This is a genomic window from Kitasatospora sp. McL0602 (assembly GCF_052076145.1).
GTDB lineage: Bacteria > Actinomycetota > Actinomycetes > Streptomycetales > Streptomycetaceae > Kitasatospora.
On the sequence record NZ_CP197246.1, the window covers coordinates 727442 to 741495 of the forward strand.

Here is a 14054-nt window from a genome sequence, read left to right on the forward strand (position 1 = left end):
GCCGGAGCACCGGCAGCGGGTGGGTCAGAGTTTGTAGCCGATGTCGCGGAGGAGCTTCCGGCGGGCGGTGGCGTCGTCGGGGGTCTCGACGGCTGCGGGTGGGGAGCCGTCGATGACTGCGGCGATGCCTCGGCCCTGGTCGGTGACGGCGATGACGAGGTCGACCGGGTTGGCAGTGGCGCACATGATGGTGCAGACCTCGGGCACGGCCTTGAGGGGGTTGAGGACGTTGAGGGGGTAACCCTCACGGAGCATGACGACGAAGGTGTGTCCGGCGCCGATGGCGAGGGCGTTGGCGGTGGCCAGCTCGACGAGTTCGCCGTCGTTGCCGGAGTGCCGGACCAGGCGGGGGCCGGATGCCTCGCAGAACGCCAGGCCGAAGCGCAGGTGCGGGCTCACGCCGACCAGGGCTTCGTGCAGGTCCTCGACGGTCTTGATGAAGTGGGCCTGGCCGATCACCACGTTGACGTCGGCCGGCTTCTCGACCGCGACCACCTCGAACGACGCGGTTCGTACCACAGCAGCACTCCTTGAGTTCCGGGCCGGCCTGTCACTTTCTGTCACCAGTCGTTGCGACACGCTACCCGGCAGCGGCTCTCGGCAGGTGGCGACAGGCCGGAAGGCGAGCTCTCAGCGCTTGCTGGTGCTGTTGAACAGCGAGCGCGACCAGACGTAACCGACCAGGGCGATGCCGCCGCACCAGGCGAGCGCGATCCAGCCGTTGTCGCCGATCTCCGAGCCGGAGAGCAGGCCGCGCAGCGTCTCGGTCATCGGCGTGAAGGGCTGGTACTCGGCGAACCAACGCAGGCCGGGCGACATCGAGTTGGCCGGCACGAACGCGGAACCGAGGAACGGCAGGAACTGCACCAGCAGTGGCTTGTTGCTCGCGGACTCGACGGTCTTGGAGATCAGTCCGAGCGCCGCCGAGAGCCAGGTCACCGCGAAGGCGATGGCCGTGAGCAGGCCGACGGCGGCAAGCCAGTCGAGCGGGCTCGCGTCCGACCGGAAGCCGAGGGCGAGGGCGAATGCCACGACCAGGACGAGGCTCGCCATCGTCTGGACGACGCTGCCGATGACATGGCCGGTCATGAACGACGAGCGGGTGATGTTCATGGTGCGGAAGCGGTTGATGATGCCCCCGGTCATGTCGGAGCAGATCGCGATCGAGGTCGACATCGCCCCGGCCGCCACTCCCATGATGATGACGCCGGGCGTCAGGTACTCCAGGTAGGCGTCCCGGCCACCGCCCATTCCGGCGCCGATCGAGCCCCCGAAGGCGAACACGAACAGGAGCAGCATCAGGATCGGGGTCATGGCACTGCCGAGCGACACCGCCGGATAGCGCATCGCGTGCTTGAGGTTGCGCCGCAGCATCGTCATCGAGTCGTGCACGGCGTAGGTGAGGGTGCTCATCACAGGGTCTCCGTTGCCTGAAGGGCCTGAAGGGGAGAAGTGGTGTTCGTGCCGGTCAACGCGAGGAACACGTCGTCGAGGTCAGGGGTGTGCACCGAGAAGTCAGCGGCCCGGGTGCCGGCGGCGTCGAGCCGGTCGAGCAGGGCGCGCAGCGCGTCCAGGCCACCGTCACCCGCCACGCGCAGGGCGAGGTTCTCGTCGTCGCGGGCCGCCCCCGGGAAGGCGGCGGCCGCGCGCTCGTACTCGGCGGAGTCGGTGAACCGCAGGCGTACGTGGCTGCCGGGGATCTGTGCCTTGAGCTCGTCGGCGGTGCCCTCGGCGACGATCCGGCCGCCGTCGAGCACGGCGATCCGGTCGGCCAACTGGTCGGCCTCCTCCAGGTACTGGGTGGTGAGGAAGACGGTGGTACCGCCAGCGACCAGGGAGCGCACCGTGTCCCACATGGTGCGGCGGCTGCGCGGATCGAGCCCGGTCGTCGGCTCGTCCAAGAAGATCACCTGGGGGTCACCGACCAGCGTCATGGCGAGGTCGAGTCGGCGCCGCATGCCTCCGGAGAAGGTCGCGGCGCGCTTGTGCGCGACGTCCGCGATGTCGAACCGCTGGAGCAACTCCCTGGCACGGGACCGCCCTTCACGCTTGCCGAGGCGCAGCAGGTCGGCCATCAGGAGCAGGTTCTCCTCGGCGGTGAGCAGGTCGTCGAGCGCGGCGAACTGCCCGGTGACGCCGATCGCAGCGCGCACGCCGTCCGGTGAGGTGGTGATGTCGTGGCCCGCGACCTGGGCGTGCCCGCCGTCGGCGGCGATGAGGGTGGAGAGGATCTGGACCATGGTGGTCTTGCCGGCGCCGTTGGGCCCGAGCAGCGCGAAGACGGACCCGGCCGGGATGCGCAGATCGATGCCGTCGAGCACGGTCTTGTCGCCGTACGACTTGCGCAGACCGACGGTGGTGACGGCGGCGGGCGCCAGCGGGTCACCATTTCTTGGCGTGGGCATGACAGATGAGGGCATGGGGCTCTCCCTTTCGGGGACTGAAGCGACTGGAGTGGCTGAAGTGTCCGAGGCTACGGCGAGTTGGCGGGCCGGTCCTCAGACTCGGGCGCGGCGCACGTCGATGTTGCCGTAGCGCGTCCGGGCGCGGATCTTCACGGTGTCCTCGGTCTGCTCCGGGCCGTCGGAGGCGGCGAGCGTGTTTCGCACCTGCCCGCGCTCGGAGCTGACATCGAGCCAGGCGGCGGTGCCCTCCCGGATGCCGACCTCGATGGCGCCGTACGAGGTCTCCAACTGAACGGTGCCGCAGGTGACTTCGGCGACACGCAGGGTGCCGTGGGCAGTGGTGGCGACGACCGAGCTCTCGGCGCGCGCGACGGTGATGTCGCCGTTGGCGCCACTCACCCGCAGGTCGCCGATCGCGGTGTCGACGGTCGTGGCGCCGTGCGAGTTCTTCAGCACTGCGGGCCCGTCGACGGTGCCGACGCGCAGACTTCCGGAGCTGGTGGTGATCTCGGCCATCCCCTCGATCCGGTCGACGGTGATCGAGCCGTGGGAGGCGGTCAGTTGGAGCGGCCCGGTCGTGTCGAGGCGGACGTCACCGGACGAGGTCTTCACCCGGACCTCGCCGAGCCGGCCCTCACCGAGCACCTGGGCCCAGGAGCCGGTCAGGTCGACGCGCGAACCCGTGGGCAGTTCGACCGTCACGTCGACAACGCCGGAGCGCCCGAGGAGACTGCGCTGCCTGGGAGTCCTGATGGTCAGGACTCCGCTCACGTACGTGACCTCGGTCTGACCGGCCGTGCGCACGTCCTGGTCCCGCTGCGGGTCGCGGGGGCGCACCTCGACGACGGTGTCGAGGCGGTCGGCCGCGGTGAACCGGATGGAGCCGGCGGACACGTGGGCGTTGGCCGAAATCGGTGCGGGAGTGTCGAAAGAAGGCATGGCTGTACCGTCCTCGTGAGTCCTGGGGTCGTCCCCGCTGGTGGGACGTGGCGTGGGTGAAGCGGTGCGGATGCGGATGCGGGTGGGCGTGGGCGTGGGCGTGGGCGTGACTAGCGGACCCAGCCGGTGAAGCTCTGGCCGATCGTGCGGGTCTTCTCCGTCGTACGCGGCCGCGCGCCGCCGCCGTCGACCGCGGCCGACACCGCCCGTACCAGCCATGCGTTGACCGACAGGCCCTCGCGGCTGGCGGCCTCCTCGGCGCGCGCCTTGAGGTGGGCGGGCAGGCGCAGATTGACCCGGGCGGTGCCGCCATCGTCGCCGCCATCGATGGGCGCCTGAACCGCGATCTGTTCGACGGGCACAGCGGCCGCCTCCGCATGGCCACTGCCGGTGGGCGGCAGCGTCACCACGAAGTCGGGGTCGAGCCCGCGCAGCCGTACGTCGACCGAGCCGGGGGCGAGCTCGCGGGTGATCTCGTCCATCGCGGCGGAGAGCACATTGAGCATGGTCAGCCTGGTCGCCGACTCCAGAGGGGCGGTGAGCCTCTCGGCGAGCTCGCGGGCGTCTGCGCCGCCGGCTTCGGCGGCCACCGCGAGTTCGCGGCGGAGGTTGTCGACATACGGCGTGAGGTCCATGACGCCATGATGGCACCACATTGGCGTCACTCGCAAGCCCTCGTGGCGCCAAACCGGGGACGGGGACCACTGCGACCACTCTGACCTGCGAAAAGCGAAGAGTGACACCGGCTGGCACCACATGGTGCCAATCGGTGCCAGGTGGCGCCACGGAGCAGCCCAGCTTCCGTACGACGATCGGACTGTCGGTGATATCGCCCGCCTGGGTGCAGGAATTTTGCAGAGGCATGCCCGCTGCATAACGATCACATTCCGTGAAGATCGCTACGGAACACCCCTGGCAGGAACCGTCCGGCCGAGCCGGCCGTACCGACTGGATCATCGAACTTGAGTCCGCGGTCGCCGATCTGACCGAGCGTCATCTCACCTCGGCCCGCGAGTGGCTCCCCCACCAGCACGTCCCGTGGGGCCGAGGGCGGGACTTCGACGGCCCGTTGAGCGGTACGCCCTGGGAGCAGGAGCAGTCGGCCCTGGCGCCGGCCGTGCGGTCCGCACTCGTGGTGAACCTGCTCACCGAGGACAACCTCCCCGGCTACCACCACACGATCGCCACCCGGACCGCGCGGGACGGCGCCTGGGGTGCCTGGCTGCACCGTTGGACTGCCGAGGAGGACCGGCACGCGGCCGCCATGCGGTCGTACCTGCACGTCACCCGTGCCGTCGACCCGTCGCCCTCGAACGTGCCCGCATGGCGCACGTCGGCAGCGGCGCGGCCACCACCCTCCCGGGCGTGCTGGGCGCGGTCGCGTACGCGGCGGTGCAGGAGCTGGCGACCAGGGTCAGCCACCGCAACACCGGCAGGCTCAGCGGCGATCCCTACTGCGAGCGGCTGCTCGGAGGCGCGGCGCCAAGGTGCGCGCCCTGCTGGCCGGCTACGGCGCCTCCTGCGACGCGTACCACTTCACCGCGCCGACCCCGGACGGCTCCGGGCTCGCCCGCGCCATCCGGACGGCGCTGACCGACGCGGGTCTCGCCTCGTACGACATCGGCCACGTCAACGCGCACGGCACCTCGACCGTGCTCAACGACGCCGCCGAGGCGGCAGCGCTGCGCCGGGTCTTCCCGCAGCCTCCGCCGGTGACGGCGAACAGGAGCGTGATCGGCCACACCATGGGCGCGGCCGGGGCGGTCGAGGCCGCGCTGACCGTCCTCACCCTGCAGCACCGGCTGATCCCACCGACCGCCAACCTCGACCGGCTGGACGAGGCCGTCGACCTCGACGTGGTCGCCAAGGCGCCCCGCCCGGTCATCGCGCACGCCGCCCTCTCGGTCTCCAGCGGCTTCGGCGGGCAGAACGCGGCCGTCGTCCTGACCAGCCCATAACCCCCGATTCCCGCTGCCCGCTGCCCGCTGCCCGCTCCGACCCTGGGACTCGCCCATGCCCCGCAAGTTCGCGCCCGCCGCCCGGCTGCTCAGCCGCCTGTTCATGAAGCACCCGCCCACCGACTGGGCCGTCCCCGCACCCGACGGCCGGTACGGAACGCCGGACGGCGCGCCCCTCACACTGCTACTGCTCGGCGACTCGCTCGCCCAGAGCGTCGGCGTCGCCCGGCCCGGGGAAACCCTGGGGGCACAGCTCGCCGAGGGGGGTCAGCCGCGAGACCGGCCGCCCGGTCGACCTGCGTGTCCTGGCGCGGGCCGGGGCCACCACGCAGGCGATGCACCGCCAGCTCGCCCGCACCGATCGATTCCGCCCCGGCCTGGCCGTCGTCATCGTCGGCGGCAACGACAGCATGCTCCCCGTGTCGGTCGGCCGGGCGGCGCGGCAGCTGACCCAGGCGCTGGACCGCCTGCGGTCGGACGGCTGGGAGACCGTCGTGGTGCCCTGCCCCGACCCCGCTTCGGCGCCCGGCTTCCGGGTACTCGTCCGGCTCGCCGCCTCGCGGCGCGCCCGCCGCTTGGCCCGGCTCCAGACCCGTGCGGCGCTGCGGGTCGGCGCGGCCGTCGGTCCGTCCTCCACCGACCGGTTCCGCGACCACGCGGACGTGCTCCTCTCGCCCGACGGCGTGCACCCCTCCGCCCAGGGGTACGCCGACTACGCTCAGCAGCTGCTGCCGGCCGTCCTGGCCGTCCTCAGCGTCCACCTTGCGGCGTCGACAGCCGATCTGACGACCGGTCAGACTTCTGTCGCTGCCGGAACCTGACGCGGGAACGTCAGGGGCCGGGTTCAGGGGGCGAGGTCGCGGCGGGCCAGCAGGGCGAAAGCTGCCGCGAGCCCGGCCAGGCCGATGCCCGTCAGCACGGCCAGCGCCGTCCAGGGGACGGAGCCGTGGGCCAGGGCGTCACCCGGGGTGTAGTAGTGGAAGGGGCTGAGATAGCGCAGCGGCGCGGCCTTGGACCAGGCGAGGGTGACGAAGTTGAGCGCGAAACCGGCCGCGCCGAAGGCGATCACCGCGCCGAGCACCTGGGCCCGGCTACGGCCCACTGCCGAGACTGCGAGGGCGGGGCCGGTCAGGCAGAGGGAGAACGCGCAGCCGAGCAGTCCGGCCGCGAACACCCCGCTCAGCGGGACGCTCTGGTGGATCTTCGAGGAGAGTGCCACGCCGACGGCGATGGCCAGGGTCGCGGCGGCGTTGAGCACGAAGGTCGCGAAGGCCAGCGCCGCCGTGCGTTCGGCCAGCAGCCGGTTGCGGGTGACCGGGCGGACCATCAGGAGCTCGATGGTGCCGGATTCGACGTCGGCGGCGACCGCTGCGGCGGCCAGCGAGCCGATGACGGTCAGTTGCATGGCGATCCAGAACGGGTGGACGAGCCCGGCCCCGAGCAGACCGGGGTAGCTGGCGATCGAAACGTCGCCGGTGGAGCCGCTGAACGCTTTGAACGCGCCCGGTGGGGTCCGCCCGCCGCCCGCGAAGAGCTGCGTCGGGGAGAGCGTGCCGGCGATGACCACGATCAGCGTCTCGAACAGGACCATGCCGAGCAGGACGGCGATGAGCATCCGACGGCGCCGGTGCAGCGCGAGCCAGAACAGCGGGAAGCGGCTTCTCACGACAACTCCTCGTCCGAGCCGGTCGGTTCGTCGCGGTAGAGGTCGAGGAACGCCTCGTCCAAGCCGGCCTCCTCCACCGTCAGGTCGGCCACCGGCAGGGTCAGCAGACCGCGCAGAGCCGCCACCAACTCGTCCGGTGGTACGAGCAGTTCGACCCGGTCGTCCTGCCACTGCGGCGACCAGCGGTCCGCCTCGCCGAGCGGGCGGCGGCCGAGGCCGTCGGCGAACGACAGCCGGACCTTCCTGGCCCGGACCTCGCGCAGTTCCGCGACGCTCTGCACCGTCACCAGGCGGCCACCCCGGATGATCGCCACCCGGCCGCAGGTCCGCTGCACCTCGGGGAGCACGTGACTGGAGAGCAGGACGGTGCGTCCGGCCACCCGGGCCTCGGCGAGCAGGGTGAAGAACGCCTCCTGGACCAGCGGGTCCAGCCCCTCGGTCGGCTCGTCGAGCACCACCAGCTCGGGTTCGTGCTGGAACGCCTGGACGAGACCGAGCTTCTGCTTCATCCCCCGCGAGTACTCCCGGACCCTGCGGCCGAGCGCTGCCTGCGACAGCCCGAGGCGCTCGCACAGCTCGGCCCGCCGGGGCGTCGGCGCCCCCTGGAGCGAGGCGAGCAGATCGAGGGTCTGACTGCCCGTCAACTCCGGATAGAGGCGCAGCTCGCCCGGCAGGTAGCCGAGCGCGGGGGCCAGCTTCCGGTGGTCGGCGACGGGGTCGAGGCCGAGGGCCCGCACCCGGCCCTCGGTGGGGCGCAGCAGCCCGACCAGGCAGCGCAGGCTGGTGGTCTTCCCGGCGCCGTTCGGGCCGAGGAAGCCGAAGACCTCCCCCGTCCGGACGGTGATGCCGAGCTGCTCGACGCCGACGGTGGAGCCGTAACGCTTCGTCAGCGCGTCGAATTCGATCGCGATCGCGGAACCTGGCATGCGTCCACGCCTTCCACCGGGCCGTGCCTGCGCCGATCTCCTGATCCCCTCAGGGTACGGGCGGTGAGGCCGGGTGTCTCCAAGGCTGCACCGGTGGACTCAGGACTTCACCCCCGCCCGGGGCGAGCGGGAAGTCCGTTCTAACGCAGCATCGCGGCGTAGGCCTCCCGGCTGTTCTCGGACTGGACTTCGCGGATGATGTCGAAGGCGATGCCCGTCCCGATGCCTGCGACGAGCAGGATGCTGGGGCCGCCGAAGGCGTACCGGTCCGCGACCCCGAACAGCGCGAGGACGGTCGCCGGGGTCAGCGCGATGAGCCCGGCGCTCAGCGCGCCGGACAGGGCTACCCGCGCCCGCACGTAGCCGAGATACTCGGCGGTGGGCAGACCCGCCCGGATTCCCGGGACGAACGCCCCGTATCGCTTGAGGTTGTCGGCGACCGCCTCGTCGTCGAATTCGATCATCGCGCAGACGTACACCCAGAGGACGACGAGCACGAAGGAGACCGCCAGACACCAGGGACTGCTCTGCTGGACGTAGGGTGCCACCACCCGCAGCCAGTCGGCGCCGGGCCACAACCGGGCCGCCAGCAGCGGCAGATAGGGCAGCGCGAGGACACCGACCAAGGTGGTGACCGCGACCGGGTTGACCCTGAGCGGGATGTACGAGGCGGTGCCGCCAAAGGCCCGGCGGCCGATCATCCTCTTCGCGTACTGCACCGGGACAGGCCGCTGGGCAGTCCGGGTGGCGATGAGCGCCGCCGAGACGGCCACGCCGAGGACGAGCACGAGAATCAGCACGGCCGTCGCCCCTGGCCCGCCCCGCGCCTCCCGTACGCTCCAGAGCTGACCCGGGAACACCGCGACGAGCTGGGCGAGGAACAACACCTGCACCCCGTCGCCGATACCACGAGCGGTGATCAGCTCCGCCAGGCGCAGGACCAGTGCGCTGCCGGCCGTCGCGCAGGCCGCCATGCTGACGAGGGTGAGCACGCTGGTGTCGTGAAGGACCGTGACGTGGCCGTCGGCCGCCAGGAACACGACTGCTACGGCCAGAAGAGCGCTCAGGCAGACGGTGAGGAGACGCGTGAGACGTGCGACCACGGTACGACCGGCCGAGCCCTCGCGCAGCAGTGCCGCCAGCCGAGGAACCAGCAGACCGAGCAGCTCCATGAGGAACCGCGCGGCGAACAGCGGGAGGACACCGAACAGGAACACCGACAGCCTCAGCAGACCTCCGCCGGTGAACAGGTCGACCGCGCCGTAGAGTTGGTCCTGACCGGCCGTCGTCGCCACGGCTGCCTTCAGCGCTGTGGGGTCCACCCCCGGCAGGGGCAGCAGTTGGCCGATCCGGAACAGCGCGACGGCGCCGAGGGTGAGCAGCAGCCTCCGCCGCAGCCCGGGATCGCCAAAGGCTCGAACGAACGTGATCAGTGCCCCCACCCCCGTGATTACCCGGCTCCCCTGATTGCGCGCGGTGCCACCGGCACTGTACCCAGGATGACCGGGCAGCACGTGTACACCAAGAGACTTTCTAGAACATATCTCTAGTTCTAGATCTGCTCTATGCTTTCCGACAAATGGTGCACAAGGTCATGGAGGCGGTCCTCGTGGTCGGTCGGCGGTCCAACGATGGCTCCTAAGCAACAGCGCGGCGAGGTAACGGCCGATCTGCTCCTGACCTCCGCCCTGGAGGTGTTCGCCAAGTCGGGCCAGCAGGGCTTCACGGTCAACGCCGTCACCGCCGCGAGCGGGGTGAGCCTGGGCAGTCTCTACCACCACTTCGGGAGCTTCGACGGCCTCGCCGCCGCGCTCTTCACCCGGTGCATGGAGCAACTCTTCGACGAGATGATCGTCGCCGTGACCCGGAGCCGAACCGCCCGGACCGGCATCCGCGCACTCGTCCAGGCGTACCTGCGGTTCACGACCGAACACCGCGACGAGGCGCTCTTCCTGCACGCCTCCGCCTACTCGGGCTATCTGGCCGCGCGTGCCGAGGAGATCCGCGACATCAAGGCGGTCAAGCTGGCGGTCATCGCGGACTGGATGCGGCCCCGGATCGAGCGCGGCGAGATCGTGCCCATCCCTCCCGCGCTGATCGAGGTCCTGGTGATGGGCCCGGCCGCCGAGGCCGCCCGCCGCTGGCTCTCCTGCACCTACGACATCGACCTCGACCAGGCCGCTCAGGTGCTGCCCGACAGCATCTGGCGCTCCCTCAGACCCGACTGACCGGTGCGGCGGCCACCGAGGGCGGCTGATCACGCCGGGCCGCCCAGGTGGGTGCTGAGCCACTCCAGGGACGACGGGAGCAGCCTGAGCCACGTGGTGAAGTTGTGGCCGCCGGTGTCGACGGTTGCCTGGTCGACGGTGAGCGGGGCGTGTGCGGCGGCGGCGAAGGTCTGCGACTCGGCGTACGAGCTGCCGTCCTGCTTGCTGTTGGCGAGCAGCAGCGAGACCGGCGGCTGGGGCAGGTGGGCGAGCCGCCAGCCGAGGTCCGCCTCGGCGCGGCGCTGGGCGCTGCCGCCGAAGAGGTCACCGGTGGTGAGGTCCTCGGCCGCCTTGAAGTAGCCGGCCAACGAGACCGCGCCGGAGTAGGCGTCCGGGCTGGCCAGGGCAAGTTTGAGAGCGCAGTAGCCGCCGGTGGAGTCGCCGATCACGCCCCAGTTCCGGGCCCCGGCGAGCACCCGGTAGCTGGCCTGGACGGCCCTCGGCACGTCCGTGCTGAAGTACGTCCGGGCCTGCGGGCCGCCGGGGATGTCCTCGCACTCGCTGTCCCGGGGCATCGACGGGGAGGGCCGCAACAGGATCTGCACGAAGGGTGCGGTCTTGCCGTCGCGCAGCAACTGGAGCTCCACGCCTGGGTAGTCGAGCTTGGTGACGAGATTCCGGGCGTCCCCGGGGAAGCCCGTCAGGGCGACCACCGCCGGGAACTTCCGCCCCTGGTAGGCGGGTTGGAAGTACTGTGGCGGCAGGTAGACGTACCCGTCACTGCTGAGCCCGCTGACCGCGCCGGGGAGCCGTACGTGCTGCAACGCACCAACCTGGGCGGGCGGCAAGCCGGGCGCTCCGGGCCCCCGGACGCCGTCGGCCGGGAGTGGCAGCACCCCGGGCGCCGGGGTGGCAGGCGTCGCGGCACCCGGGGTCGTGGCCACGCTCCGGATGGTGACCGGGCCGCCGTGGTCGGTGCCCAGCAGGTCGCCCCAGGTGCTGTAGAAGGCGAAGTAGTCGTTGGCGAGCAGCGCGAGCGTGCACACCAGGGCGAGCTGGGTGACCAGGACGGTGGCGAGCCGGGCGAACATCGCGGGCCAGCTGCGGACGGCCAGCCGGGGCCAGACCCACAGCGTCCCGAGGACCAGCGCGACCGTGAGCAGCGCCGCCAGCATGAGCACTCCGTGGCTGGTCAGACCCATCGGCCCGCTCTCCCGTCCGCCGCCTTCCGGCCTCTGTCCAGGGTGCACCCCCGGGCGGGGGTGGCGCGCTGTGTGGCCCGCCGGGTGCGGTGTGACAGGCTGCGGGTCGGACAGGCTGCGGCAGGACAGGGCCGTACCCAGCTGGACAACGGGAGAGCACATGCAGACTTCGGACCACTCCGTCCCCGGGGCCGCCCCGATCGACCACCCGGCGGCCGTCGCGGCCGAGACGGCGGTTTTCGTGGCGCTACTGAAGGACGCCGACCTCGACACCCCGGTGCCCGGCTGTCCCGGGTGGACGCTGACCGACCTCGCCAGGCACACCGGCAGCGTGCAGCGCTGGTTCTCGGTCCTGCTGAACGGGCGCATCCAGGAGCCGCCGCTCACCCGGGACGTCGAGCTGGCGCTGCCGGAGCGGGCCGACGGGTACGCCGACTGGCTGGCCGCGAGCGCGGCGGTCGCGGCAGAGGCCTTCGCCGCCGGTGATCCGGCGGCGCCGATGTGGGCCTGGGGCGCCGACCAGCACGCCCGGTTCTGGGCCCGCCGGATGCACATGGAGACCCTGCTGCACCGGGTGGACGCCGAGGTGGCCCTCGGGCTGACGCCCCGGATCGACCGGGCGGCGGCGGTCGACGGGGTTGCGGAGTTCCTCACCAACCTGCCGTTCGCGACCCGCTTCGCGCCGAAGGTGGCCGAGCTGCGCGGCACCGGCGAGGCGATCCGCTTCCGCTGCACCGACGGCGACGAGGAGTGGCTGGTCGGCCTGAGGCCGGACGGCTTCGGCCTCGAGAGCGCCGAGCCGGGGCAGGTCGCGGCGCAGGCCGAGGTCGCCGGGGCGGCAGCCGATCTGCTGCTCCTGGTCTACGGGCGCCTCGACCGGCAGGCCGAGGCGTTCAGCTGCGAGGGCGACGACGCGCTGCTCGCGCACTGGGTGACGAACTCGGAGTTCTGAGCGCACGCGCTCACCGGTTGAGCGTGCTCACTGGTTGAAGGTGTCGATGTTCGCGATCCGCCAGCTGCCGCCCTCCCGGACGGCGTCCACCGCGAACATCGCCGCCGCGTAGGTGCTCGCGTCCGCCTTCCCGCCCGCCCCGGCGGCGGCCGTGCTGGTGTTGCGCTGGTCGGCGAAGAGCAGCAGCCGGGCGCGGTCGCCGTCGAGCTGCTCGACGCCGCTGTCCGTGACCGTCGTGGTGAGGACGAGCTTCTGCTGCGGCGCCTGCTGGTGCACCTGGGTGAGCATCGCGGCGTACTGCTGGACGGCCTGGCCGACCAGCAGGGTCTTGGCGGCGGAGTCCGTCCGCGCGGTGTCGGCGTAGTTGTAGGAGAAGAGCGTGTTCACGGCCTGCGCGACCGCTCCCTTGACCTCACTGGTCCGGGCCGGGTCGGCGAGGGCTGAGTTGTGGACGGCCGGGCCGGAGCGCAGCCCAGCGGCGTGCGTCGTGGCCCAGGCCGCGAACCCGCCCAGCAGCACGGTCGCCATCGCGAGCGCGGGCAGCACCGGCAGTCGCCGCGCCCGGCCGGGGGCGGGCTTGACGGGGGCAGGGGCCGCCTGCACGGCTGGGCGGACAGCCGCCAGACGGCGCTGACGGTTGATCAGATGACGGGTCGTCGACACGGGTTGCCTCTCAACCGGCTACGGAGCGGACGGGGTGGAGTCGCCCATCGGGGCCTGGCCGAGAGCGCTGAGCTTCCAGCCGCCCGCCGTGCGGGTCAGCTCGCCGAGCATCCGGCTCTCCTTGGTGGCGGGCTGCGCCTTGGGGGTCTGGACGGTGATCCGCAGCGCGATCATCACGTTCGCCCGGCCGGCCCGCTCGTCCAGCTCGGTCACGGCGCCGGACAGCACCCGAGCGGTGGTCACCGTCTGCGCCTGCTGCACCTGCTTGGCGAAGTCGGCCCGCCCCTGGACCAGTTGGCTGTGCAGATCGCCGGTGGTGGAGGCCTCCCAGAGATCCAGCCCGTGCGCGAGATCGCCGTGGTCGAGGGTGTTCATGTTCTGCACGGCCTGCTCCCCCGCCGCCAGCGCCTGGTCCCGGGCGCGGGCGTAGGCCGCCGAGTCGTCGTGCGCCGCCTGGTACCACGACCAGCAGGACCAGCCGGCGAACACCGCCGCCGCCAGTGCGAGCGTGACCGCCACCGCCAGGACGGGGCTGATCCTCCGTACCGCCATCTTCCGCTCCCCTACCGGGCTTTGAGTTCGACGATGCGCCAGTGGCCGCCCTGTCGGCGGGCGGTCACCGAGAGTTGGGCGGCCGCCGAGGTGGCGGCCTTGCCCTCGCGCTGGCTGGTCTGGTCGAGGAAGACCAGCAGCTGCGCCTGGTCGGCCGTCAGCCGCACCACCCCGGCCCGGACGACGCGCGAGGTGAGCGTGAGCCGTTGCGCCACCACCTGCTGCTGCACCTGCCCGAAGAGCGTCCGGTACTGCGCCGCCGCCGGGCCGTCCAGCAGCTCTCCCGCCGCCCGCGCCGTCGCGCCGGTGTCGGCGGGCGTGTAGGAGAAGACCTTGCCGAGCGCGTTGCCGACGTCGCCGACCACCTCGGTGGTGGTCTGGGCGTCGGTCAGGGCTCGGTTGGCGGCGGCCGGACCCCCGGCGTGGGCGCCGAGGTAGAGCAGTCCGCTCCCGGCCAGGACGAGCGCCGGCACCAGGGCGGCGACCGCGACCACCCGGGCAGGCGACCGACGGCGCTCAACCAGGTCGGCGGCAGCCTCCGGGGGCGCGGCGAGATCTTCCAGCGTGCTCATGGGGAGGGTCCT

At 71.9% G+C, this 14054-nt stretch carries 16 protein-coding genes and 2 pseudogenes; 6 read left to right on the top strand and 12 right to left on the bottom strand.

The window, feature by feature from the left end; all coding sequences use genetic code 11:
• Positions 1–24: 24 nt before the first annotated feature.
• The 5 genes from ACR68M_RS03360 to ACR68M_RS03380 all read right to left on the bottom strand — a co-directional run bounded on the left by ACR68M_RS03360 (position 25) and on the right by ACR68M_RS03380 (position 3979).
• On the bottom strand, positions 25–519 hold the full coding sequence (locus ACR68M_RS03360) for an adenosine-specific kinase (RefSeq protein WP_441248867.1): 495 nt from the start codon (positions 517–519) through the stop codon (positions 25–27).
• Positions 520–630: 111 nt separating this feature from the next.
• Positions 631–1413: an ABC transporter permease gene (locus tag ACR68M_RS03365; protein WP_441248868.1), complete on the bottom strand. Its 783-nt coding sequence runs from the start codon at positions 1411–1413 to the stop codon at positions 631–633.
• Entirely contained in the window at positions 1413–2420 is a 1008-nt protein-coding gene (locus ACR68M_RS03370; RefSeq protein WP_441248869.1) for an ATP-binding cassette domain-containing protein, read from the bottom strand. The genes ACR68M_RS03365 and ACR68M_RS03370 overlap by 1 nt, the downstream gene beginning before the upstream one ends.
• A 78-nt stretch (positions 2421–2498) precedes the next feature.
• Positions 2499–3344 (bottom strand): DUF4097 family beta strand repeat-containing protein, encoded by an 846-nt coding sequence (locus tag ACR68M_RS03375; RefSeq protein WP_441248870.1) that lies wholly within the window; start codon positions 3342–3344, stop codon positions 2499–2501.
• Between the two features lie 110 nt (positions 3345–3454).
• Complete coding sequence (locus ACR68M_RS03380) at positions 3455–3979, bottom strand: hypothetical protein (protein WP_441248871.1); 525 nt, start codon at positions 3977–3979, stop codon at positions 3455–3457.
• A 254-nt stretch (positions 3980–4233) separates the two neighbouring features.
• Here ACR68M_RS03380 and ACR68M_RS03385 point away from each other — a divergent pair.
• From ACR68M_RS03385 to ACR68M_RS03400, 4 genes and pseudogenes are all read left to right on the top strand, one after another.
• A pseudogene (locus tag ACR68M_RS03385) lies at positions 4234–4587 on the top strand (acyl-ACP desaturase); the annotation flags it as partial.
• Between the two features lie 80 nt (positions 4588–4667).
• Positions 4668–4937, top strand: coding sequence for an acyl-ACP desaturase (locus ACR68M_RS03390; protein WP_441248872.1), 270 nt, complete (start codon positions 4668–4670; stop codon positions 4935–4937).
• On the top strand, positions 4832–5302 hold the full coding sequence (locus ACR68M_RS03395; protein ID WP_441248873.1) for a hypothetical protein: 471 nt from the start codon (positions 4832–4834) through the stop codon (positions 5300–5302). Before ACR68M_RS03390 ends, ACR68M_RS03395 begins: the two co-directional genes overlap by 106 nt.
• Positions 5303–5589: 287 nt before the next feature.
• Positions 5590–6123 (top strand): annotated as a pseudogene (locus ACR68M_RS03400) (GDSL-type esterase/lipase family protein); the annotation flags it as partial.
• A gap of 23 nt (positions 6124–6146) precedes the next feature.
• Here the strand turns inward: ACR68M_RS03400 and ACR68M_RS03405 are convergent.
• From ACR68M_RS03405 to ACR68M_RS03415, 3 genes are all read right to left on the bottom strand, one after another.
• A complete protein-coding gene (locus tag ACR68M_RS03405; RefSeq protein ID WP_441248874.1) occupies positions 6147–6968 on the bottom strand; it encodes an ABC transporter permease subunit in 822 nt (273 codons plus the stop codon).
• Entirely contained in the window at positions 6965–7894 is a 930-nt protein-coding gene (locus ACR68M_RS03410; protein WP_441248875.1) for an ABC transporter ATP-binding protein, read from the bottom strand. The genes ACR68M_RS03405 and ACR68M_RS03410 overlap by 4 nt, the downstream gene beginning before the upstream one ends.
• Before the next feature lie 140 nt (positions 7895–8034).
• A complete protein-coding gene (locus tag ACR68M_RS03415) occupies positions 8035–9336 on the bottom strand; it encodes a preprotein translocase subunit SecY (RefSeq protein ID WP_441248876.1) in 1302 nt (433 codons plus the stop codon).
• Positions 9337–9525: 189 nt separating this feature from the next.
• Here ACR68M_RS03415 and ACR68M_RS03420 point away from each other — a divergent pair, with 189 nt between their 5' ends.
• On the top strand, positions 9526–10122 hold the full coding sequence (locus ACR68M_RS03420; RefSeq protein WP_441248877.1) for a TetR/AcrR family transcriptional regulator: 597 nt from the start codon (positions 9526–9528) through the stop codon (positions 10120–10122).
• A gap of 29 nt (positions 10123–10151) precedes the next feature.
• Here the strand turns inward: ACR68M_RS03420 and ACR68M_RS03425 are convergent, their stop codons facing one another.
• Positions 10152–11303 (bottom strand): alpha/beta hydrolase, encoded by a 1152-nt coding sequence (locus ACR68M_RS03425; protein ID WP_441248878.1) that lies wholly within the window; start codon positions 11301–11303, stop codon positions 10152–10154.
• Between the two features lie 160 nt (positions 11304–11463).
• Between ACR68M_RS03425 and ACR68M_RS03430 the strand changes: the two genes are divergently transcribed.
• Positions 11464–12255 (top strand): maleylpyruvate isomerase family mycothiol-dependent enzyme, encoded by a 792-nt coding sequence (locus tag ACR68M_RS03430; RefSeq protein WP_441248879.1) that lies wholly within the window; start codon positions 11464–11466, stop codon positions 12253–12255.
• 27 nt (positions 12256–12282) lie between these two features.
• Here the strand turns inward: ACR68M_RS03430 and ACR68M_RS03435 are convergent, their stop codons facing one another.
• From ACR68M_RS03435 to ACR68M_RS03445, 3 genes are read right to left on the bottom strand one after another with little or no spacing between them, the layout of a single operon-like run.
• Entirely contained in the window at positions 12283–12918 is a 636-nt protein-coding gene (locus ACR68M_RS03435; RefSeq protein WP_441248880.1) for a hypothetical protein, read from the bottom strand.
• Positions 12919–12936: 18 nt separating this feature from the next.
• Complete coding sequence (locus tag ACR68M_RS03440; RefSeq protein ID WP_441248881.1) at positions 12937–13470, bottom strand: nuclear transport factor 2 family protein; 534 nt, start codon at positions 13468–13470, stop codon at positions 12937–12939.
• Between the two features lie 11 nt (positions 13471–13481).
• Positions 13482–14042 carry a hypothetical protein gene (locus tag ACR68M_RS03445; RefSeq protein WP_441248882.1) on the bottom strand — a complete coding sequence of 187 codons (561 nt, stop codon included), beginning with the start codon at positions 14040–14042 and terminating at the stop codon, positions 13482–13484.
• Between the last annotated feature and the right edge of the window lie 12 nt (positions 14043–14054).

What these genes read in the sequence shown, in the direction of transcription:
- ACR68M_RS03425 (WP_441248878.1), bottom strand. Translation starts at nt 11,303, where the DNA reads ATGGGTCTGACCAGCCACGGAGTGCTCATGCTGGCGGCGCTGCTCACG.
- ACR68M_RS03410 (WP_441248875.1), bottom strand. Translation starts at nt 7,894, where the DNA reads ATGCCAGGTTCCGCGATCGCGATCGAATTCGACGCGCTGACGAAGCGT.
- ACR68M_RS03390 (WP_441248872.1), top strand. Translation starts at nt 4,668, where the DNA reads ATGGCGCACGTCGGCAGCGGCGCGGCCACCACCCTCCCGGGCGTGCTG.
- ACR68M_RS03440 (WP_441248881.1), bottom strand. Translation starts at nt 13,470, where the DNA reads ATGGCGGTACGGAGGATCAGCCCCGTCCTGGCGGTGGCGGTCACGCTC.
- ACR68M_RS03445 (WP_441248882.1), bottom strand. Translation starts at nt 14,042, where the DNA reads ATGAGCACGCTGGAAGATCTCGCCGCGCCCCCGGAGGCTGCCGCCGAC.
- ACR68M_RS03365 (WP_441248868.1), bottom strand. Translation starts at nt 1,413, where the DNA reads ATGAGCACCCTCACCTACGCCGTGCACGACTCGATGACGATGCTGCGG.
- ACR68M_RS03375 (WP_441248870.1), bottom strand. Translation starts at nt 3,344, where the DNA reads ATGCCTTCTTTCGACACTCCCGCACCGATTTCGGCCAACGCCCACGTG.
- ACR68M_RS03370 (WP_441248869.1), bottom strand. Translation starts at nt 2,420, where the DNA reads ATGCCCTCATCTGTCATGCCCACGCCAAGAAATGGTGACCCGCTGGCG.
- ACR68M_RS03380 (WP_441248871.1), bottom strand. Translation starts at nt 3,979, where the DNA reads ATGGACCTCACGCCGTATGTCGACAACCTCCGCCGCGAACTCGCGGTG.
- ACR68M_RS03430 (WP_441248879.1), top strand. Translation starts at nt 11,464, where the DNA reads ATGCAGACTTCGGACCACTCCGTCCCCGGGGCCGCCCCGATCGACCAC.
- ACR68M_RS03420 (WP_441248877.1), top strand. Translation starts at nt 9,526, where the DNA reads ATGGCTCCTAAGCAACAGCGCGGCGAGGTAACGGCCGATCTGCTCCTG.